This is a genomic window from Magnetococcus marinus MC-1 (assembly GCF_000014865.1).
Taxonomy (GTDB): domain Bacteria; phylum Pseudomonadota; class Magnetococcia; order Magnetococcales; family Magnetococcaceae; genus Magnetococcus; species Magnetococcus marinus.
The window spans coordinates 591,571-611,869 of sequence record NC_008576.1 but is presented as its reverse complement, the minus strand read 5'-3'; the positions used below and the strand labels follow the sequence as shown (position 1 = coordinate 611,869).

The 20,299-nt window shown below is 55.2% G+C and carries 17 protein-coding genes; 2 read left to right on the top strand and 15 right to left on the bottom strand.

Features of this window, described 5'->3' with window-relative positions:
* Nucleotides 1-57: 57 nt before the first annotated feature.
* The 13 genes from MMC1_RS02625 to MMC1_RS02570 form a co-directional block, all read right to left on the bottom strand.
* Complete coding sequence (locus tag MMC1_RS02625) at nucleotides 58-699, bottom strand: ribonuclease HII (RefSeq protein ID WP_011712200.1); 642 nt, start codon at nucleotides 697-699, stop codon at nucleotides 58-60.
* A gap of 29 nt (nucleotides 700-728) precedes the next feature.
* On the bottom strand, nucleotides 729-1,079 hold the full coding sequence (gene rplS / locus MMC1_RS02620) for a 50S ribosomal protein L19 (protein ID WP_011712199.1): 351 nt from the start codon (nucleotides 1,077-1,079) through the stop codon (nucleotides 729-731).
* Between the two features lie 95 nt (nucleotides 1,080-1,174).
* The gene (gene trmD / locus MMC1_RS02615; protein ID WP_011712198.1) at nucleotides 1,175-1,933 is read right to left on the bottom strand and encodes a tRNA (guanosine(37)-N1)-methyltransferase TrmD; all 759 of its coding nucleotides are present in this window, start codon (nucleotides 1,931-1,933) and stop codon (nucleotides 1,175-1,177) included.
* A 29-nt stretch (nucleotides 1,934-1,962) separates the two neighbouring features.
* Nucleotides 1,963-2,496, bottom strand: a complete 534-nt coding sequence (gene rimM / locus MMC1_RS02610; protein ID WP_011712197.1) for a ribosome maturation factor RimM — start codon at nucleotides 2,494-2,496, stop codon at nucleotides 1,963-1,965.
* A gap of 26 nt (nucleotides 2,497-2,522) precedes the next feature.
* Complete coding sequence (rpsP, locus tag MMC1_RS02605; protein ID WP_011712196.1) at nucleotides 2,523-2,774, bottom strand: 30S ribosomal protein S16; 252 nt, start codon at nucleotides 2,772-2,774, stop codon at nucleotides 2,523-2,525.
* A gap of 327 nt (nucleotides 2,775-3,101) precedes the next feature.
* On the bottom strand, nucleotides 3,102-4,490 hold the full coding sequence (gene ffh, locus MMC1_RS02600; RefSeq protein WP_011712195.1) for a signal recognition particle protein: 1,389 nt from the start codon (nucleotides 4,488-4,490) through the stop codon (nucleotides 3,102-3,104).
* Between the two features lie 41 nt (nucleotides 4,491-4,531).
* Entirely contained in the window at nucleotides 4,532-4,714 is a 183-nt protein-coding gene (locus MMC1_RS21525) for a hypothetical protein (protein WP_143711330.1), read from the bottom strand.
* Between the two features lie 162 nt (nucleotides 4,715-4,876).
* Nucleotides 4,877-5,734 (bottom strand): sulfurtransferase, encoded by an 858-nt coding sequence (locus MMC1_RS02595; protein ID WP_011712193.1) that lies wholly within the window; start codon nucleotides 5,732-5,734, stop codon nucleotides 4,877-4,879.
* A gap of 90 nt (nucleotides 5,735-5,824) precedes the next feature.
* The gene (locus MMC1_RS02590; protein WP_011712192.1) at nucleotides 5,825-6,430 is read right to left on the bottom strand and encodes a Maf family protein; all 606 of its coding nucleotides are present in this window, start codon (nucleotides 6,428-6,430) and stop codon (nucleotides 5,825-5,827) included.
* A gap of 125 nt (nucleotides 6,431-6,555) precedes the next feature.
* Nucleotides 6,556-7,407, bottom strand: a complete 852-nt coding sequence (locus MMC1_RS02585; protein WP_011712191.1) for a hypothetical protein — start codon at nucleotides 7,405-7,407, stop codon at nucleotides 6,556-6,558.
* A gap of 102 nt (nucleotides 7,408-7,509) precedes the next feature.
* The gene (gene purL / locus MMC1_RS02580) at nucleotides 7,510-11,397 is read right to left on the bottom strand and encodes a phosphoribosylformylglycinamidine synthase (RefSeq protein ID WP_011712190.1); all 3,888 of its coding nucleotides are present in this window, start codon (nucleotides 11,395-11,397) and stop codon (nucleotides 7,510-7,512) included.
* 361 nt (nucleotides 11,398-11,758) lie between these two features.
* Nucleotides 11,759-12,487, bottom strand: a complete 729-nt coding sequence (gene purC / locus MMC1_RS02575; protein ID WP_011712189.1) for a phosphoribosylaminoimidazolesuccinocarboxamide synthase — start codon at nucleotides 12,485-12,487, stop codon at nucleotides 11,759-11,761.
* 48 nt (nucleotides 12,488-12,535) lie between these two features.
* Nucleotides 12,536-13,366, bottom strand: a complete 831-nt coding sequence (locus MMC1_RS02570) for a TIGR00282 family metallophosphoesterase (protein ID WP_011712188.1) — start codon at nucleotides 13,364-13,366, stop codon at nucleotides 12,536-12,538.
* A 245-nt stretch (nucleotides 13,367-13,611) separates the two neighbouring features.
* On the opposite strand from MMC1_RS02570, the gene MMC1_RS02565 reads away from it, so the two are divergent.
* On the top strand, nucleotides 13,612-14,433 hold the full coding sequence (locus tag MMC1_RS02565; protein WP_011712187.1) for a class I SAM-dependent methyltransferase: 822 nt from the start codon (nucleotides 13,612-13,614) through the stop codon (nucleotides 14,431-14,433).
* A 192-nt stretch (nucleotides 14,434-14,625) separates the two neighbouring features.
* Nucleotides 14,626-17,892 carry a tetratricopeptide repeat protein gene (locus tag MMC1_RS02560; RefSeq protein ID WP_011712186.1) on the top strand — a complete coding sequence of 1,089 codons (3,267 nt, stop codon included), beginning with the start codon at nucleotides 14,626-14,628 and terminating at the stop codon, nucleotides 17,890-17,892.
* Nucleotides 17,893-18,032: 140 nt separating this feature from the next.
* Here MMC1_RS02560 and MMC1_RS02555 read toward each other — a convergent pair whose 3' ends face one another.
* The gene (locus tag MMC1_RS02555; protein ID WP_011712185.1) at nucleotides 18,033-19,121 is read right to left on the bottom strand and encodes a L,D-transpeptidase family protein; all 1,089 of its coding nucleotides are present in this window, start codon (nucleotides 19,119-19,121) and stop codon (nucleotides 18,033-18,035) included.
* Nucleotides 19,121-20,269 (bottom strand): CinA family protein, encoded by a 1,149-nt coding sequence (locus tag MMC1_RS19525; RefSeq protein WP_011712184.1) that lies wholly within the window; start codon nucleotides 20,267-20,269, stop codon nucleotides 19,121-19,123. Before MMC1_RS19525 ends, MMC1_RS02555 begins: the two co-directional genes overlap by 1 nt.
* Nucleotides 20,270-20,299: the final 30 nt, after the last annotated feature.

Below are 20,299 nucleotides of genomic sequence, written 5' to 3'. Positions count from 1 at the left end.
ATGTGACAGGCTCAGAAGGAGGGGCGTTACCACAAAAACAGGCCTACTGCCAAAATATCAGTGGGGAAGCAACTGCTTAACCGGTTTAAAGCTGCGACGGTGGTGGGGGGTTACGCCATGCAAAGCGAGGGCTTGCAGATGGGCTTGGGTAGGATAACCCTGGCTTTTGGCCCAACCATAGTGAGGATAATCTCGATCCAACTCGGCCATGATGCGGTCCCGCGTCACCTTGGCAATAATAGACGCCGCCGCTATGGAAAGCGATTTAGCATCCCCCTTCACCACCGCTTGCCCCGGAACCGGTAAGGTTGCTGGCACACGATTGCCATCAATTAGCGCATGGTCCACAACCAGTCTACCCTGGAGCGCCGTCACCGCTCGCACCATGGCCAACATACTGGCGTGCAGTATGTTCAACGCATCAATCTCCGCCACCGATGCTTCACCCACACCAACCTGTGAAGTGACGTAAATCTGCTCAAACAGCTGTTCGCGTTTTTTGGCGCTCAGCTGTTTGGAATCATTCAACCCCACGGGCAGGTTGTCCAAATCCAGCACCACCGCCGCAGCCACCACCGGACCACACAAAGGGCCGCGTCCCGCTTCATCCACCCCGCAAAGGGTTTTAATGGCCCGATTTGAACGCAACAAGGCGCACTCCAGCTCCAGATCGGGGCCAGGGTGCGCCTTGTGTCTCATCTCGCTTTGTGCTCCGCTAAAAAAACGGACTACCAGTCGCGCTTCTCTTTGATGCGGCTGGCTTTACCCGTACGGCCACGCAAGTAGTAAAGCTTGGCACGACGTACGTCACCATGGCGAATCACTTCAATCTTGTCTACCCGGGGTGAGTAGACAGGGAAAGTCCGCTCCACACCCTCGCCAAAAGAGATCTTGCGCACGGTAAAGGTGGAACGCAAACCCGCGTTCATGCGACCGATGCAAACCCCTTCAAAAACCTGGATCCGCTCACGGGTGCCTTCTACAACCTTCACGTGTACCTTCAAGGTGTCACCTGCGCCAAACTTAGGCACGGCGGTCTCAGGGATCATGCTCTGTTCAAAAGCCTGCACTTGGTTCATCGTCTCATTCCTCGTATCCACACCGCCACCATTTAAACCCAGCTATGTCGGGCTGAGTTGGCGGCGCTAACGCAAACACCTTGACAGTGTCCTAATCAATGCTTGTTTTCCAGCGCGTCCAGATCAACAGCAAGGGCCTCGATCAGACGTTTTTCAACCCGGCTTAACGGGGCTTTGCCCAGCAGATCCGGTCTGCGTATCAACGTGCGCAACAGCGCCTGTCGTCTACGCCATTCTGCAATGGCCCCATGGTTGCCCGAAAGCAAAACCTCTGGTGCCCCATAATGATCACCATCCACCACCCAATGCGCTGGACGTGTATAGTGAGGATGATCCAGTAACCCGGTTTGAAACGAGTCTGCCTGGGCACTCTCCAGATCCCCCAACACACCGGGAACCATGCGAGAAACCGCATCCACCACCATCATGGCGGGCAGTTCACCCCCGGTGAGCACAAAATCCCCAACCGAGAGCTCTTCGTCCACATGAGCATCAATAAAACGCTCATCCACCCCTTCATAGCGCCCACACAGCAGCACCACATGGCCATAACCGGCCAATCGCTGCGCCGTTGCTTGATCAAAGCGGCTACCCTGGGGGCTCATGTAGACCACATGCGCGGTCTCACCCTGCAACGTCGCGCGTAACGCATGGCTGAGGATATCCGGCTTTAACACCATGCCGGGACCACCACCAAAGGGGGTATCATCCACATTTTGGTGACGGTCAGTGGCAAAATCCCGTATCTGTACCAGATTAAGATCCAGCCGCCCGCTCTTTTGCCCACGACCGAGGATCGAGGCCTGTAGTGGCGCAAACATCTCGGGAAAAAGGGTTAGTATGGAAAACCGCATGGCCACTTCAGCCCCGCACGGTTCCACCCCTACATCCCTTCCATCAGCTTAACCTTGATGATCTGCCGGTCCAGGTCTAGCTCCACCACCACCTCCTCGATATAAGGAAGCAGCTTCTCACCCTCAGGCCCGCCGCGTACGATGAGTACATCGTTGGCACCGGTTGCCATCATTTCAACAACCCGGCCCAGCTCGGTACCATCCACCTCAACCACTTGGCAGCCAATGAGATCCGCCCAGATACCATCTACCCCAGGATCATCCCCCCCATCCGGGAGCATGCTGCGAGGTACTTGGATCTCTGTACCGAACAGTGCCTGCACCGCCTCACGGGTGGTAACACCCGCCAAAGTGGCCACCACACCCTTGCCATGCAACCGCCCAGAGCCCAACCGCATCTCTTGCCGCGTCTTCTGCTTGGGGTTGAATAGCCACCAGACTGGGTGGTCGAAGATGCCATCGGGCCGTTCGGTCAACGAGCGAACACGCATCTCGCCTTTGAGACCAAAAGCCCCCATCACATAGCCCAGAGTGACCCAACGGATCTCTTCAGTACCTGACATGGTGGTCTTCCACCCCGCTTGAAGAATTAGGCTTCAGCGGCGTTCTGTTGCTTGGCAACCAACTTACCCACCGTTTCGGAAGGCTTGGCACCTTGGCTGATCCAGTGCGCATAACGCTCTTGATTGATGGCGAATGTACCGCCCTCTTTCATGGGGATGTACTGCCCCAATTTCTCAAGAAAGCGACCATCACGTGCCATGCGCTTGTCAGCGACAACCACACTGTAGACGGGTTTCTTTTTCTTACCACCACGTGCCAGACGGATGCAAACGGCCATCTGTTTTCCTCTCTCAACTACAACAAAATTGCAAAAAAGGACCTCAGCGCTAAACCCCTTTTGGGCAGCACGGTCCTTGGGTACCTTGGAAATCCTGGGATTGTATACGAATTAATCAAAGCGTCAAGACAAATCCGCGTCTAAGACACAAAGAGGGTATAAAATCCCGCTAACAGGCTAAAAATATTGGACCTCAAAACCTAGCCCATGGCGTTGCTTCTTTTAGCCTCTCCACAACGCCGTTTATTTGTAAAGATGGCTTACCTTCTTTGCTCGGTTGGGTCAAAGGCCGCTTGAGGAGACCAATGGGTGCCCAAGGTTTAAGCCTTAAAAGGGTAGCTTAGGAAAACCGCCACCGCCAAGACCAGGAATTTTGGGCAAGCCTTTCATGCCCTTCATCATTTTACCCAGGCCACCCATACCGCCCAATTTTTTCATCATGGTCTGGGTCTGCACAAACTGTTTGAGCAGCTTATTGACCTCTTGTACCGAGGTACCAGAGCCCGCCGCAATGCGGCGTTTGCGGGATGCATTAATGAGCGCGTGTTTTTGCCGCTCTTTTTTGGTCATGGAGAGAATAATCGCTTCGAGGCGTTTAATCTGTTTATCGTCCACATCCAGCTCTTTACCCTTCATGGCCTGTTTGGCACCGGGGATCATGCCCACCAGATCACTGATGGAGCCCATTTTCTGCACCTGTTGCATTTGGGTGAGAAAATCCTCCAAGGTAAAGCCCTTTTTATTGGCCAGTTTTTCCTGAAGTTTAAAGGTCTCTTCCAGATCCACCTTTTCCATGGCGGTTTCCACCAGGGAGACCACATCGCCCATACCCAAAATGCGGGAGGCTACGCGGTCGGGGTGGAAGGGCTCTAGGCCATCCAGCTTTTCCCCAGTACCCAAAAATTTAATGGGTTTGCCCGTCACTTCACGGATGGACAGGGCGGCACCGCCCCGCGCGTCACCATCGGTTTTAGAGAGCAGCACGCCGGTGATATTCAGTCGGTCATCGAAATTTTTAGCCACGCTGACGGCATCTTGGCCGGTCATGGCATCGGCAACAAACAGGATTTCGTGAGGGTTGACCAGAGCGGCCACATCGGCCAACTCGCTCATCAGGGCTTCATCAATGTGCAGGCGTCCAGCGGTATCCAGGAACAGCACATCAAAGCCGCCCTTTTTGGCTTCCTCCAGCGCACGTTTGGCGATCTCTCGCGGGTTTTCTGTCGGTTCCGTTGGCAATACCGTCGCACCAACCTGTTCACCGACGGTTTGCAGCTGTTTCATAGCCGCAGGACGGTAGACATCCAAGGAGGCGAGCAGGCATTTTTTCCGCTCTTTATCAATGAGGCGTTTGGCGAGCTTGGCGGTGCTGGTGGTTTTACCAGAGCCTTGCAGACCCGCCATCATCACCACCACCGGGGGTTGGTTAGCGAGGTTTAGGCTTTCGTTGGCTGCGCCCATGACGGCGACCAGTTCGTCATGGACGATTTTGATGACCTGTTGCCCTGGGGTGAGGGATTTCAGCACCTCAACGCCAATGGCTTTTTCTTGAACCCGACGGATAAACGCTTTGGTGACGTTTAGGTTTACGTCGGCCTCTAGCAAGGCGATGCGCACTTCGCGCAGGGCATCTTTAATATTTTGTTCCGAGAGTTTTCCTTGGCCTTTGAGTTTTTTAAAGGTGATTTCAAGGCGGTCGGAGAGGGATTCGAACATGGTAGCGTCTCGTTTAAGGCGGCTTTAGGTGTACAAAGTGATTAAAGAATAGCAGGTTTAGGCCATGAGGCACTGATTTTAAATTTTGTTTTACCGCATTCGCCATACCCTTTATTCAGGGCTTCTACTTTTAAAAAAAGTTTGAGGGGGGAGAAGTTCTCCCCCCCCCAGAGTTTTGCTTTTGCTCTTTTGACTTGTTCGCTTTTTCTGGTCCGCTTTTTCAAGGGATCTCCCAAAGGGAATGCCAAGCGCCCCAGGGGGGGTATGCGGGGGCTGGGGTTGGGGCACGGAGCGGTTCCAGCACCCCTGAGACCACCCGCCACCACTGGCTCGTGGCCGTCGCAAACGCCCCGTACTGCACCCCCTTCAACCGATCCCCCTCTTCCTTAACGTGGCACCATGCCCGCCACCACTGGCTGCCCAGAGATACCCCACTCCGCCATAGAGCCATCGTACAAGCGCACCTTGGCATAGCCCAAATGACGCAAGACCGCCCAAGTGTGGGCCGCCCGATGTGCCGTCTGACAATAGACCACCACCTCATCGGTGTGCGGATTCTCTACCCCACGACCTGCCAACATTTCACGCAACGCCTCATCATCCTTCAATTGGGGATCCTGTGGAGTGCGCAGGGCATCCATCCACTCAAAATGGCGCGCCCCTGGGATATGGCCCCGTGGTCCACGGATGGTCTGCCCCTCATACTCTGCCTCGCTACGGGTGTCCAACACCTTCATCTCAAGCTCACCCGCAACCACCCGCTGCATCAACTCAATGTCCGCATCCCAACGCAAATCTTCATCCACACGATACTCAACCGGTGCAATCTGTGGCATATGATCCGTACAAACCCGCTTCTCGGTATACCACGCACCCATGCCGCCATCTAAAATATAACACTGCGTATGCCCCATACAGTGCAGCGTCCACACCATACGTGCTGCATCCATACCACCACTGGCGTCATAAACCACCACATGGCTCTCAGGTGTGATGCCCAAACGCCCAAACAGTTTGCGTAATAACGCTGTCTCGGCACGAAAACCCGGTATTCCATCTCGATACCCGGTTATATCTTGATAGCCAACCATGACCGCCCCAGGGATATGCATGCGGCTGTAAAAGTTCTCACCCCCGACCTGAATAATCCGCAAATTCTCCCGCTCCAAGTTGCTCTGCAACCAATCGGTTTGAATAAATAGACCCGTAGGCCACCCACGCCCAGCATTATCTGTCCCAGACATTTTCAACCCCAAAGTTAAACACTCACGCCACCATGAGCGTTCGCGCTGAATGGAACACGACTAGCCCCCCCAGACCCGTGTTTCGATGCGTTAGGAAACCAACTCGCCCCCCAACGGTGCAACCCCCATGGCCTCCAGCATGCGGGTCAAGCGGATTAATGGCAGCCCCATCAAGGCGGTAGGATCCTCCCCCACCAAGCGCTCAAAAAGCACAATGCCCAATCCCTCTACCTTAAAACTCCCAGCACAATCATAGGGCTGCTCAAGCGCCAAATAACGGCTTATCTGCGCTCTGCTCAACGGGCGAAACACGACCTGAAACGGCTCAACCGCGCGCTGCATACGACCACTCGCAACATCCAGCACGGTCACGCCTGTATAAAAGGTCACACTCCGACCCGAAGCCGCCTCTAGTTGCGCCAGTGCCTGTTCAAAATCACCCGGCTTACCCACCGCCGTAACCCCGTCCAGCGTTGCCACCTGATCCGAACCAATCACCAACCCATCCTGCAAACCCGCCGCCACCGCCTGCGCTTTACAGGTGGCCAAACGCCCCGCCATAGCAGCCGGCAACTCCCCCGCCAACGCCGCTTCCGCACACTGGGGTGCCTGCTGCCGAAACGGCAGCCGCAACCGCCCCAATAGCTCCGCCCGGTAGGGAGAGGTCGAGGCCAAAATCAGCTCTGTCTGCACCATATGCGCACCCACATCCCCAACCCTACAGCAGCAAGCCCAATAAACCCTGCAATTTGGGCTACCCTCCACCAACTGTCAAACTCTTTTTCCTGCCCAACAGGGTGCCCCTAACCACCCAAATCGCCCTATGGCACCGGCGTAGCAGGGGGCGCCAGCGGCGCTTCAACCACCGGCTCAAGCGGTTGGATGCCCTGAATGGAGAGGCGCACTCCCCCATCCCAACCGCTGGGCACATCGTCGATTGAGGTACCAAAGGTGCGTATCTCACCGGCCCGCAAAGGCTTGATCGTATCCCCAAACACCCCCGTAGAAATGGCCAATGGGTTCAGCATACGCTGCTCCACCACGCCCCCTTGCCCATTGGTAAAGGCAATCACCACCGCCACCTGGGTCACCACCGATTGACCCTGGTTGAGGATCTCCGCAAAAAACCGCCGCTGCCCCAGCAGCGAATTACCTAAGCGACCATTACCTACCTTAATGGGGCCGAGCTCCACCACATTAATGCTCTGTTCTTCAGAATTTTCAGGCTCTTTAATCGCCGTGCGGGTCTCATACGCCTGCTGTGCTTGGGGCTGTGCTTGGGGCTGCGCCTGCTGTGGCTGTGGCTGAGCCGCAAACTGCTGCATCTCTTGTTTAGCCTGAGCCATTTCATCTTTTGAGATCAGCTGGTTGGGTGGTCTTGCAAGCTCATTTTCTGGGCCGCCCGCACCACCACTGCGGCTACCACTGGCAGCGCTACTGGATGCGACACCACCGCTCACCACCACAGGGCTCTCCCCCTTTTTCTTCCACTCTGCCTTTTGCCGCTCTTTTACAAAGGGGCTATCGGTCGCCACATCCTCACGAACATGTAGGATAATCCAAAAACCGCCAGGCAGGCCCACCAACACCACCAGCAACATCATAAGACGCTGTATGCGTCGCTCTTTGCGCAGCAAGTGTCGTAAGCGATTTTTTTTGACTGGTTCCACCATAACACACTCCCGGCTATCCCTTTCGCTTAACCCGTACCCTTGGGCCCACCACCCCATCTACCCTAGTGTGGGTGTCCACCAAGCGTAAAATGGTTGCGCCGATTAGCCGACCCACTTACGTGCATTGCGGAACATCGCCATCCAGGGGCCATCCTCCCCCCAATGATCGGGGTGCCAGCTGTTCTGTACGGTACGAAACACCCGCTCGGGATGGGGCATCATAATGGTAACCCGGCCATCCGCCGTGGTCAGGCCCGTAATACCCTGGGGCGAACCGTTGGGGTTGGCCGGATAACGCTCCGTCGCCTGCCCATAACCATCCACAAAGCGCAATGCCACCAGCCCCTCGGCCAAAGCGCGATCCTGGTGGGCCAAATGGGCAAACTCCGCCCGACCCTCGCCATGGGCAACCGCCACCGGCATGCGCGAACCCTGCATACCGTGCAAGAACATGGAGGGGGTTTTGGTGACCTCAACCATGCTAAAACGCGCCTCAAACTGCTCCGAGCGGTTGCGCACAAAACGGGGCCACAGCTCGGTACCGGGAATCAACGTATGCAGGTTAGAGAGCATTTGGCAGCCATTACATACCCCCAACGCAAAGCTATCGGAGCTACCAAAAAATTGCGCAAAACTCTCCCGCAAAGCCGCATCAAATAAAATGGATTTGGCCCACCCTTCCCCTGCGCCCAGCACATCCCCAAACGAGAAACCACCACACGCCACCAAGCCCTGATAATCGGACAAAAAGCGCTCACGCTTGGCCAACGCCGCCATGGTGACATCCACCGCCTCAAACCCGGCACGGTGAAAGGCCGCCGCCATCTCCACATGCCCATTAACCCCCTGCTCCCGCAAAATCGCCACCGACGGACGCACCCCACTATTGATATAGGGGGCCGCCACATTATGTGCAGGATCAAACGTTAAGCGGGCATGCAAACCCGGATCGTTCACATCCAACAAGGCATCATACGCCTGCTGGGCACACTGGGGATGATCCCGCAGGCTCTGCATGCGCCACGAGGTCTCCGACCAAGCCCGCTGTAACTCTACCCGTGGTAGATCCAACACCGTCTCATGCCCACGCCGAAAACGCAGCCGACCACTCTCACTGGGCGCGCCAATGTCGGTGGCTATGCCGCAACAGTTGAGCAACTTAAGCATTTTTTTTGCGTCGTCGGCACGCACCTGCACCACCGCCCCCAGCTCTTCGCTAAAGAGCACACCCTCCCGTTGCGCGCCCAACCCCGCCAACTGAATATCCAGGCCGCAGTGCCCCGCAAAGGCCATCTCGCAGAGGGTTACAAACAGGCCGCCATCGGAGCGGTCATGGTAAGCCAAAATCTTTTTAGCTTCGTGCAGCACCTGTATGGTCTGAAAAAACTGTTTAAGGCTATCCGCATCATCCAAATCCGGCGGCACATCCCCCATTTGCCCCAATACCTGAGCCAATGCGGAGCCACCCAAACGGTTTTTTCCCCCCGCCAAATCCACCAAAATAAGCCGGGTTTCGCCCAGATCGGTACGCAGTTGCGGCGTTGCGGTATCCCGCACATCCACCACCGGCGCAAAGGCTGAAATAATTAATGAAACCGGTGCTGTCACCGCACGGGGATTGCCCTGGGCATCCTTCCACACCGTTTTCATGGAGAGGGAGTCCTTACCCACCGGAATGCTGATGCCCAGTGCCGGGCAGAGCTCCAGACCCACCGCCTCCACCGTCTCATAGAGGTTGGCATCCTCCCCAGGATGCCCCGCTGGGGCCATCCAGTTTGCCGACAACTTCACCCGGCTCAAATCCCCCACCCGGGCCGCCGCCATATTGGTCAATGCTTCACCAACCGCCATACGCCCCGCCGCTGGGCTATCCAGCAGAGCGATGGGCGTGCGCTCACCCATGGCCATGGCCTCGCCCACATACCCGGTATAACCTCGGGCGGTTACCGCGACATCCGCCACCGGCACCTGCCACGGTCCCACCATCTGATCACGGGTTACCATACCGGTGACACTGCGGTCGCCAATGGTGATCAAAAAGCTCTTGTCCGCCACCGTGGGCAGCCGCAATACCCGGTAGCACATTTCACTCAAAGAGAGCCCAGTGGGTATGCTCAACGGGTGAACCTGCCGCCGATGATGGCTAACATCACGGCTCATACGTGGGGGTTTGCCCAGCAGTGTGTTTAGGGAAAGATCAATACAGCGCTCTCCATTCATACTGTCGATCAACACCAACTGCTCTTCTGTGGTGGCTTCGCCCAGCACACTAAAGGGGCAGCGCTCACGTCGGCAGATCGCCTCAAAGCGGGCACGATCCTTGGCATCAATGGCCAGCACATAGCGCTCTTGCGCCTCATTACACCAGATCTCCATGGGGGACATGCCTGGATCGGCATTGTCGATCTGACGCAGATCAAAGCGCCCCCCCACCCCGCCATCGTGGATGAGCTCGGGCACCGCGTTAGAAAGACCACCCGCCCCCACATCGTGGATGGAGCGAATGGGGTTGGCCTCTCCCAACTGCCAGCAACGGTTGATCACCTCCTGACAGCGGCGCTCCATCTCGGGGTTATCCCGCTGCACCGAGGCAAAATCCAACTCCGCATGGGAGCTGCCGCTGGTCTGGCTGGAGGCCGCCCCGCCACCAAGCCCAATCAACATGGCCGGGCCACCCAGTTGAATAATCAGATCCCCCGCTTTAAGGGGCTTTTTTTCCACATGGTCGGCATTAATGTTGCCCAAACCACCGGCAATCATGATGGGTTTATGGTAGCCCCGCACCTCACCGGCAACGCTCTGCTCAAAGGTGCGAAAATAGCCACAGAGGTTGGGACGGCCAAACTCATTGTTAAAGGCCGCCCCGCCAAGGGGGCCATCCAGCATGATATCCAGGGCCGAAACAATGCGCTCTGGCTTGCCGTAGGGCTGCTCCCAAGGGCGTACCGCGCCGGGCAAGTTAAGGTTAGAGACGGAAAAACCGGTTAAACCCGCCTTGGGGGATGAGCCACGCCCCGTGGCCCCCTCATCGCGGATCTCCCCCCCCGAACCGGTGGCCGCACCAGGAAAGGGCGAGATGGCGGTGGGGTGGTTATGGGTCTCCACCTTCATTAAAATATGGGTGGTCTCGTCATGAAAACGGTAGACCCCATCTTGGGTATCGGGATGAAACCGCTGACCTGCCCCCCCCTCGATCACCGAACTGTTATCTGTATAGGCCACCACCGTACCCTCGGGGGCGCGAATGTGGGTATTGCGGATCATGCCAAACAGGGTATGGGGGCGGGCCTCCCCATCAATATGCCAATCCGCATTAAAAATTTTATGGCGACAGTGCTCTGAGTTGGCCTGCGCAAACATCATCAACTCCACATCGGTGGGGTTGCGACCCATGCGCTGGTACTGCTCCAGCAGATAGTCGATTTCATCCTCCGAGAGGGCCAAGCCCCAATCCGCATTGGCCCGCTCCAGAGCGGTACGCCCCTCCTGCTGGGTGGGTACCTGCCGCAAGGCCCCCGGTGAGAAGCTTTTAAACAGCCCAGGCAGGGCGGCGGCATCCACCACCACCTGTTGGGTCATGCGATCATGGATAAGGGGTAGCAGCTTTTCCAGATCCCCCGCCATAAGCCCACCAAAGCGAAAGGCCATGCCCCGTTCCAGACGGATCACCGCATCCAGCCCGCAATGCAGGGCAATATCGGTGGCCTTGGAAGACCAAGGTGAGGTGGTGCCAAAACGGGGGATAATCCACAGATCAGGTTGAGCAACCTGGCTTAGGCTCTGCTCTTTGGGCCCATAGGTGAGCAATTTTTCCAATGTGCTCTGTTCATCCCCCTGCAAGGGGCGCTGTAGATGGGCGAAGTGGACAAACCAAGCCTCCACGCTTTGCAGTTGGGGAACCACCCCCTGGCAGGCATCCAATAACTTTTCCAACCGAAAGCTGGAGTATGCGCTGCTGCCATTAAGGGTCAAAACGTGGGTTGCGTCCATGGGGTGCTCCGATGCTACAGCATACCGAGGTTGGAAAAGAGGTGCATAGGCTACCGTAAAGTGTAAATTATTTCAGCCCCAAAGGGCAGTACCGCCACGATATTTTCATCACCTCAGGAGAGGTAAGGGCACATTGTGGCACCCAGCACCCAAGCAGCCACCCGGCCCGCAGCCAATCTCCACGCCGCAAAACCCTTACTGCCACAACGATACCCCCTTTTTTTCACATTTTATTAGGTGGCTTAACCCACCCATGCAGGGTTCTACCACCGCCCTACCGATGGTGACCAGCTTGACCAAAAAAAGGGGGTTCGCTCCAGTTGGCGCGAACCCCCTTTTTTGTACCCCATCCCGCCTAATTTTAGCGACCTGGAACCTCAAGCCCCATACGGCGGGCGACCTCTTGGTAGGCCTCCTCCACCCCGCCCAGATCCCGGCGGAAACGGTCTTTATCCAGCTTTTCGCCGGTCTCCATATCCCACAAGCGGCAGCCGTCGGGGGAGATCTCGTCCGCCAACACCAAAGTAGAGGGGCTTACCGCCAGACGACCATACTCCAGCTTATAGTCGATCAGATCAATACCGATGTTGGCAAAAAAGCCAATGAGAATATCGTTGATACGCAAGGACATCTCAATCATCTCTTCAATCTCACGATGCTTGGCCCAGCCGAACACCTCGGCATGGTCAATGGTCACCATGGGATCATCCAGTTCATCGTTCTTATAGTAGAACTCCACCAGTGGGCGGGCCAGCTCGGTGCCCTCTTCAATACCCAACCGGCGCGCCAAGGAGCCCGCTACACGGTTGCGGATAACCACCTCGATGGGCAGAATTTCTACCTTGTGCACCAACTGCTCACGGGGGGAGAGCAGCTCTTCCAAATGGGTGGGGATGCCCACCTTCTCCAGAATATGATAGATCCGCGTAGAGATCAGGCTATTCACCACCCCTTTATCTGCGATGGTGCCTTTTTTGATGCCGTTAAACGCAGTTGCGTCATCCTTAAAATATTGGATGAGCATATTGGGATCATCGGTGGCAAACAAAACTTTAGCCTTACCTTCGTAAAGCTTTTCCCCTTTTTGCATGGCACGCTTCCTTCGCAAAGCAGAGTGGGTCTTAAACAGCAAATGGCTCTAGGGGGCGGGGGTTAGCCCAACACCCCGGCGAACCGGTTGAATATCCACACAACGGCCATTTTTGGCCTCGGCGGTGATCAGGGCACCACACAGCATGGCTGGCCCCTCTTGGGTAACATGGCGAGCGGGCATACCATTGACAAAGCGATTGACCACCGATTCTGGCTTAACCCCGATGACCGAGTTAATATAGACGCCGCACATGCCCAGGTCGCTCTGTAACCCGGTGCCACCGGGCATGACCCGGTGGTCCGCCGTGGGCACATGGGTATGGGTACCCACCACAGCGGTGACACGGCCATCCAGATAGATACCCAGCGCCAGCTTTTCAGAGGTAGCCTCGGCATGCATATCCACCAAGATAATATCACACTCCCGGTGAATTTTATCCAGCAGCGCATCGGCCGCCCGGAAAGGACAGTCTACATCATTCATAAAGACGCGCCCAATCAGATTGATCACCCCCACCTTAATACCCGACCGGGTGGTGACAATACCGTGGCCGTGACCGGGGGCGCCGGGGGGGTAGTTGGCGGGGCGCAGCACCCGCCGCAACTGTTGGATCTCGTCAATCAACTCGCTATAGTGCCAGACATGGTTGCCCGTGGTGATCAGGTCAATGCCCATATTGAACAATTGATCGGCGGTTTTTGGGGTTAGGCCGTTGCCATTGGTGGCGTTTTCCGCGTTGGCCACCACCAGATCCAGTTCCAACTCTTTTTTAAGATCCGCCAGATGTTCGTTCACCACATTACGTCCGGGACGCCCGACAATATCGCCGAGTATCAAAATACGCACCTGACCGGCGCCTTTTGCCGCAACGGACATAGGTTTCCTCTCCTGGAAAAAAAGGCGTGATTCTAACACAGAACCGCACTTTGGCAATCAAAAAGTGTTTTATATCCCTTCTACCCCTGGCCAAAAAGCCAACCGTGGCGCCACTTTTTACCGGGTAAAGCCTGCTTGGGCGCAGCCCAATCCTTTACCTCTCTCCCATGAATGGCTAGAGTCAAGTCCGGTATCGCCACCGATCATGATCCACGCATACCATCATTTTTAAGGAAATCCAGGCCATGTCCAGCCATCAACAGGATATTCAACAGGGCGAGCGGTTTAAATTTGGTGAAAATTGGAGCCTTTTTTTATCCTTGGTGGATGAAGAGCGCATTCAATCTGCCGAGCACTCGCTGCAACAGCTGTTGGGCATAACCGACCTAACGGATAAACGATTTTTAGACATTGGTTCGGGCAGCGGCCTTTTTAGTCTGGCGGCGCGTCGGTTGGGGGCGCAGGTGGTCTCTTTTGATTTTGATCCCCACTCCGTCGCCTGCACCACCGAGCTACGCCGCCGCTACTTTTGCGACGATGCCCACTGGCAGGTGATGGAGGGCTCTGTGCTGGACCCTGCTTTTATGGAGGGGTTGGCTACCTTTGATGTGGTCTATTCATGGGGGGTTTTGCACCACACCGGGCAGATGTGGCAGGCCATAGATTATGCCAGTCAACGGGTGGCTGCGGGGGGGCTGCTGAGCCTTGCCATCTATAACCACCAAGGGGTTCGTTCGGCGTTGTGGAAAAAGATTAAGCGCTTCTACTGCCGGGGCCGCTTAGCCGCGCTGCTGGTTAAATTTCTTTGCTACCCTTATTATTTTACCAAAACCCTCGCCAAAGGGGTGCTCTTGCATGGCGGCAACCCCATTGGGGCCTTTTTAGATAAGAGCAATCGGGGCATGTCCGAACTGCGTGCCTGGGATGACTGGCTGGGCGGCTACCCCTTTGAGGTGGCCAAACCGGAAGAGATTTTTCATTTTCTTAAAGCCCGCCACTTTAGTTTGGAAAATCTAACCACCCTCAATGGCCATGGCTGCAACGAATTTCTCTTTATCAAGCGTTAACCCCCTGGTGGCCATGCCCTGCAATAAGGAGGATTTTTTAAATGCGTTTATTTATACTCCCCTGCAACAGGTTGGTTAATTTTTATACAACGTTCTGACCGACATGCTTTTTGGTGCGTTCTCTCTCGATATGGGTAAGCCGTGTCGGTGCCCTAGCTGCTAAAGACCAGACAATCCCACGGAGGTGCAAACATGGCCATAATCCTACCATTTGGCTCAACACCACAGCCATCCCAGACCCCGCCATCAGAGCAAAAGCCCCGTCAAGGCTCTAGCCGCTGGGTTAAAGTACTCGGGGGAGGAATGATCGGTTTTTTTTTATTGGGCAGCCTCTCCTTCAACTATTTGGATGGCTGGGGCAGCCTACCCATTACCGGTGGCTTGGGCCTGATAATCGGTGCATATACCCTATGGTTCTGGACCCAACCGTGGCAGGTTAAACTGTTGGGTCGACTCATAACTATCTTTATTTCAGCTGTATTACTGGTATTAAGCTCACTGTTCTACAACCCATTTTGGGAGCTTGTGCCACAACGGTTGAACATCATAAATCTTGGTAGACCAACTGCCATTAATTTGAGTTATGCCATTATTATTTTAATGTTTATTGTGGCAATCATTCTAGCTCTCATCCACGCCAAGTCGAGAGAGGATTCTACAGAAGTTATTCCTGCACAAAGTCAAAAACGTTATCAACATGTTTTTATAGATTTAAATTATATTGTAGTCTTGCTTTTAGGCTTTATGGCGTTTCTTGTTTTTATGGCTATGACACCACCCAAGACACCCTCTACGCCATCCCACACACCAGTCAGTGGTTCCATAGCATTATTAGAAACGGCCCTACGCCCCCCTGCGCCTGCCCCCTCATTTACTGGACGGCAAGGTGAACTCAAACAGTTGAAAGAGCATTTACTCAGCCCAACCGGCGCGACCGTGGGTATGGTGGTACTCACAGGGGAAGGCGGGGTTGGTAAAAGTCAGATCGCCAAAAAGTTTGCCCAAGAGCATCAAAAGCACTTTGAGAAAATAGTTTGGCTGCCTTCGGAAAATCGCAGTCAAATTCAAAAAAACCTGCTCCAATTGGCCGATCTGCTGGGGCTCCCCCCTTTATCGGACTCTTTACGTGTGCGACAGGTCGTTAGCATACTCTCTGCACAAGGGGGGTGGCTGCTTATTTATGACAATGCCGATGATGGGCCTAGTCAACTGGAGGGGCTGTTACCCAGCACCGCCATGGGTGGGCGCATTCTTATAACCAGCCGCAATCCAAACTGGGGCCAGTTGCAAATCCCAACACTAGAGGTTAAGACTTTTGCAACCCAAGTTTCTGTGCGTTTTTTAAACAAACTCACCAGCCGAAAAGGTGACGATGACACCGCTGCCCAACTGGCCGAATTCCTCGGCAATCTCCCCTTGGCGCTGGAACAGGCGGCCGCTTATATCGAACAAACCGCTATCAGCTATAGAAACTATCTATCCCTATTAAGGGGCGCTAACACTCTACTGCCCATTCTTGAAAAAAAGACTGTACCGCACAACCACAATAGACACTCGATTGCCAGCACATGGAAACTCTCAATAGATAAACTAGCCGAGCAACAGCAGCAACCTGCCATTCAACTACTCAACCTGTTGGCATTTCTCAATCCTGATGGGATTCCTTTAACCCTGCTAAAACAGATACCCAATACACAACCCCATGACCCCTTGGCAAAGCTCCCTCAAAACTCGTTGGCGCTTAACGATGCGGTTGCCGCACTTCGCAGCTACTCCCTGATTAAAGTAGAGAATGAGGCACTAACCATACACCGTTTGCTACAAGAGGTTATCCGACATGACATGGATCAGGAAGCCAAAACAGCCTGGGGTAGTGCCACAGCGCGACTATTGAAGCCTATCTTTCTCTACGACGTAAAAGATTCTTCCACCTATCCTGCGGCTCTACCCTGGCTACCTAACCTTATGGCTTGGTTTAAACAGGCGCAGCGTCTGGAGTTGCATGATCCCACCGCACTGGATATTATGGATCGTAGTGCATCCCTGCTCCGAGCCATGGGCAACTTGAAGGAAGCCAAGAGCATGGCACAGACCATACTGACCCTTAAACAAAAATATTTAGGGGCAGACGACCTAAGTATCGCCCTTAGTGAAAACAATCTCGCCTCGGTGCTCAAAACAATGGGGGATCTAAACGGTGCCAAAGCGGGCTTCGAACGTGCCCTTATAATCGACAAAAAAAACTTCGGAGATCAGCACCCTAACGTTGCCAACAATCAACGCTATCTCGCCCTGGTGCTCAAAGCAATGGGGGATCTAAATGGTGCCAAGGAGATGTTAAAACGCGCACTTAAAATCTACAAAAATGCCTACGGCGATCATCGCAGTAATATCGCTAGGGTTGAAAATGCCCTCGCCGGGGTGCATCATAACATGGGCGATCTCAACGAAGCCAAGGCGGGCTATGAACGTGCACTCACGATAAGCACAGAAATTTTTGGCGATCGACACCCAGAGGTGTCAAGATATTACAATAACATTGCTTGGGTGCTCCAAGATATGGGGGATCTTAATGAGGCGAAGAAGCTCTTCGAACGTGCCCTCCAAATCAGCACTAAAAACTATGGCGATCAGCACCCCAGCGTTGCCCTCCGAGAAGACAATATCGCCGGGGTGCTTAAAGAGATGGGGGATCTCAACGGGGCCAAAGTACGCTTCGAACGCGCTCTCCAAATCGACACTAAAGTATATGGCGATCAGCACCCGAACGTCGCTAGGGATGAAAGCAATCTTGCTAAGGTTCTCCAAAAGATGGGGGATCTCAACGGAGCCAAAGATCGCTTTGAACGCGCTCTTAAAATCGACACAGCAATTTTCGGTGATCAGCACTATAGAATTGCCACTCGAGAAAACAATCTCTCTGGGGTGCTCCGCGAGATGAAGGATCTCGACGGAGCTAAGGCGCGCATTGCACGCGCCCTCCAAATCGACACAGCAGTTTTCGGTGATCAATCTCATAAAGTTGCCAGAGATCTAAATAATCTTGCCTTGATACGTAAAGATATAGGAGATCTTGATGGGGCTAAGGCGAACTTAGAGAAAGCGCTCAATATCGACTCCAGAGTATACGGCGAGCACCCTAACATCGCTAGGGATGAAAACAATCTCGCCTTGGTGCTCCAAGCAATGAGGGATCTAAAAGGTGCTAAGGCGGGCTTCGAACGCGCCCTTAAAATCGACACAAGAATATATGGCAATCAGAACCCGAAGGTGGCCATTCGAGAAAACAATCTCGCCGGGGTGCTCCAAGATTTGGGGGATCTAGAAGGGGCTAAAGCGGGCTTCGAGCGAGCGTTGAAAATATTGGACAACAGCTACGGGCCGGAAAATCCCCTCACCAAAAAAGTAAGGGCCAATCTTGATAAACTGCTTAAACAGATGGCCAGCCCAGCCCCCTAAGCCGTGGAGCAACCCATAACACGCAAAGAGGTCGCGCCATCAGCGCCCGGGCCGGTTGCTCTGCCCAGCTTGGGCCTATACCGCAAAGCGGGTGCCACCCCCCAAGGTTGGGGGCGGCCACCCGCTTTATTATGTGGGGCTTATCTGGGTTCAATTAACCGGACCGGCACCAACTGTTTGACATCATCCCCCACCAGCATACGCCCCACCACGCGGGGGATGCCATCGGGGGCGCGGGCCATGCCCCGCACCAGATCCCAATCAATCTTGGCCGAATAGCCCGAGCGCCGCTCCAACGCCTTACGAATGCTCATGGCGGCTTGCTCCTCCATGGGTTGCGGGGGCGTGGTCTCTTTTTCACCCTTTTTCCTGGTAGGCAGCCCAGGATAGATCTCCAGCAGCAGATTATCCCCAAACCAACCCGCCTTGGCAGGCTCGTTGACAATGGCCACCGTCGCCCCAACGCGGGCACTGGTGTAGAGACGGGGGATATCCTCGGGATACATGCGTATGCAGCCATGGCTAACCCGCCGACCAATGCCATAGGGCTTATTGGTTCCGTGGATTAAATAGCCGGGCAGGCTTAAATAAATCGCATGGGAACCCAAAGGGTTGCTGGCCCCAGGGGGGATAACAGCGGGCAGCTTGGGATTCTCTTCGCGAATGGAGGCAGGCACATACCAACTGGGCGCCGATTTTTTACGAATAATCTTGGCGCGGCTGATGGGGGTATCAAACCCCTCGCGGCCAATGCCCACGGGAAAGGTCTCTAACCGGCCATCGGCGCGGCGGTGGTAAAGACGCATCTCCGGCAGGTTAATGACCAAGGCGGTGCCCTGGTGAATATCGGTGGGCAGCACATGGGTCATGGAGAGGAACACCTCCTGCCCCTTTTTGGGAGCCCAGGCATCCATTTTTGGGTTGGCTAAGGAGACCTCGTTATAACCCAGATCATAGGTGCGGGCCAGCAGCAGCAGGGTTTCGTGCCCCTGTATGCGGTAGTTAAAGGCACCGCTACCGATCACCTCGTTCTTATTGGCATAAGGCAGTGGGCGGTTCTTATGGGCCAAGGTGCTATCCAGTTGCAGGTTTTTTAGGCCATCCTTTTCGGTGCCATCAAACCATTTCCAGTTTTGGTTGCCAAAGGCGCTGGCACAGCCAAAGCTTAACGAACTGAACAACAGCAGTGCCATGCTGAGCAGAGAGCGTTGATAATGCCATTTTTTCATTATGATCCAACCTTTTCTGCCAAACGCCGCAGCAGATGCAACGCCGTTTGGCTGGCCTGATACCGAATACGATCCCGATTACCATGGTAAAATCCGCGATGTTCCAGTATGTTACCTTCCTTGGAAACCACAGCCAAAAACACTGTACCCACAGGTTTTGTTTCACTACCGCCACCGGGGCCTGCCACGCCGGTAATGGCTACGGCCAGATCCACGGCGTGCCCTTTTAGGGCACCACGGGCCAGGGCTAGGGCGACCTCGGCACTGACGGCCCCGCAGCGTTCGATGAGTGGTTCGATACCCTCCACCAAGCGGGATTTGGCCCCATTGCTATAGACCACCCAGCCGCCATCCAGGTAGTCACTGCTACCGGGCACGGCGCTTAGGCGGGCGGCGGTGAGCCCGGCGGTGCAAGATTCGGCGGTGGCGACCCGCCAACCGCGCCGCCACAGCAGTTCGGCCACATATTGTTCTAAAGCGACAGCCCCTTGGGCGTAGACCCGGTTGCCCCAGATGCGGGGTAGGCTCTCTGCCATGACATCTTCATGGGGGATTAATACCGCTGTATCGCCGTTGGGCATGGGCATGACTTTGCAGCGCCGGTGCATGGCGGCGGCGGTCTGTTCGTCCATGTGCAGGGTGATATTGTCTGGCTCTCCGGCGCACTCCACCAGGCGGCAGGTGCTGAAGGGCAGTCGGCGCAGGCTGTGGGCCTCTTCGGTGAGGATCACCCGCAGGCCATATTCTAGGGCGGGCATCACCTCGCCGACGGTGTGGTCGCAATAGGCCACCACGCGGCCACGGCGGTTGGCTAAAAAGCCGACCGAATCCCCTGCGCCATTGCGCAAGGGTTTGGCGCCCACCACGCGCAGGGTGGAGGAGGTTTCGCCATCCAGCCCCAGTGATAGGCCCAGGCGAGAGATGACCCCACGGCGCAGGCGTGGGGATTCGCCTTGGGCTTGGATGATCACCACGGCATAGGCAGCATCAAGGCTGGTGGGATCAAAGGGTTCTGCTGGGTCGATCTCCAGGGTATCCAACTGGTCATAGCCCAGGGAGAGCAGCATAAGATCCAGCAGCGGGCGGTTAGAGGGGCGTAATAATCCTTCTAACTCGCTCCAGCGGGGTGTGACCAACAGAGCGCGCATAATATCTGCATTCAATCCTTGGTTAACATG

Bases quoted from the DNA above. Each gene is read 5' to 3' on its own strand.
- MMC1_RS02625 (WP_011712200.1), bottom strand. From the start codon at position 699: ATGAGACACAAGGCGCACCCTGGCCCCGATCTGGAGCTGGAGTGCGCC.
- rplS (WP_011712199.1), bottom strand. From the start codon at position 1,079: ATGAACCAAGTGCAGGCTTTTGAACAGAGCATGATCCCTGAGACCGCC.
- trmD (WP_011712198.1), bottom strand. From the start codon at position 1,933: ATGCGGTTTTCCATACTAACCCTTTTTCCCGAGATGTTTGCGCCACTA.
- rimM (WP_011712197.1), bottom strand. From the start codon at position 2,496: ATGTCAGGTACTGAAGAGATCCGTTGGGTCACTCTGGGCTATGTGATG.
- rpsP (WP_011712196.1), bottom strand. From the start codon at position 2,774: ATGGCCGTTTGCATCCGTCTGGCACGTGGTGGTAAGAAAAAGAAACCC.
- ffh (WP_011712195.1), bottom strand. From the start codon at position 4,490: ATGTTCGAATCCCTCTCCGACCGCCTTGAAATCACCTTTAAAAAACTC.
- MMC1_RS02595 (WP_011712193.1), bottom strand. From the start codon at position 5,734: ATGTCTGGGACAGATAATGCTGGGCGTGGGTGGCCTACGGGTCTATTT.
- MMC1_RS02590 (WP_011712192.1), bottom strand. From the start codon at position 6,430: ATGGTGCAGACAGAGCTGATTTTGGCCTCGACCTCTCCCTACCGGGCG.
- MMC1_RS02585 (WP_011712191.1), bottom strand. From the start codon at position 7,407: ATGGTGGAACCAGTCAAAAAAAATCGCTTACGACACTTGCTGCGCAAA.
- purL (WP_011712190.1), bottom strand. From the start codon at position 11,397: ATGGACGCAACCCACGTTTTGACCCTTAATGGCAGCAGCGCATACTCC.
- purC (WP_011712189.1), bottom strand. From the start codon at position 12,487: ATGCAAAAAGGGGAAAAGCTTTACGAAGGTAAGGCTAAAGTTTTGTTT.
- MMC1_RS02570 (WP_011712188.1), bottom strand. From the start codon at position 13,366: ATGTCCGTTGCGGCAAAAGGCGCCGGTCAGGTGCGTATTTTGATACTC.
- MMC1_RS02565 (WP_011712187.1), top strand. From the start codon at position 13,612: ATGTCCAGCCATCAACAGGATATTCAACAGGGCGAGCGGTTTAAATTT.
- MMC1_RS02560 (WP_011712186.1), top strand. From the start codon at position 14,626: ATGGCCATAATCCTACCATTTGGCTCAACACCACAGCCATCCCAGACC.
- MMC1_RS02555 (WP_011712185.1), bottom strand. From the start codon at position 19,121: ATGAAAAAATGGCATTATCAACGCTCTCTGCTCAGCATGGCACTGCTG.
- MMC1_RS19525 (WP_011712184.1), bottom strand. From the start codon at position 20,269: ATGCGCGCTCTGTTGGTCACACCCCGCTGGAGCGAGTTAGAAGGATTA.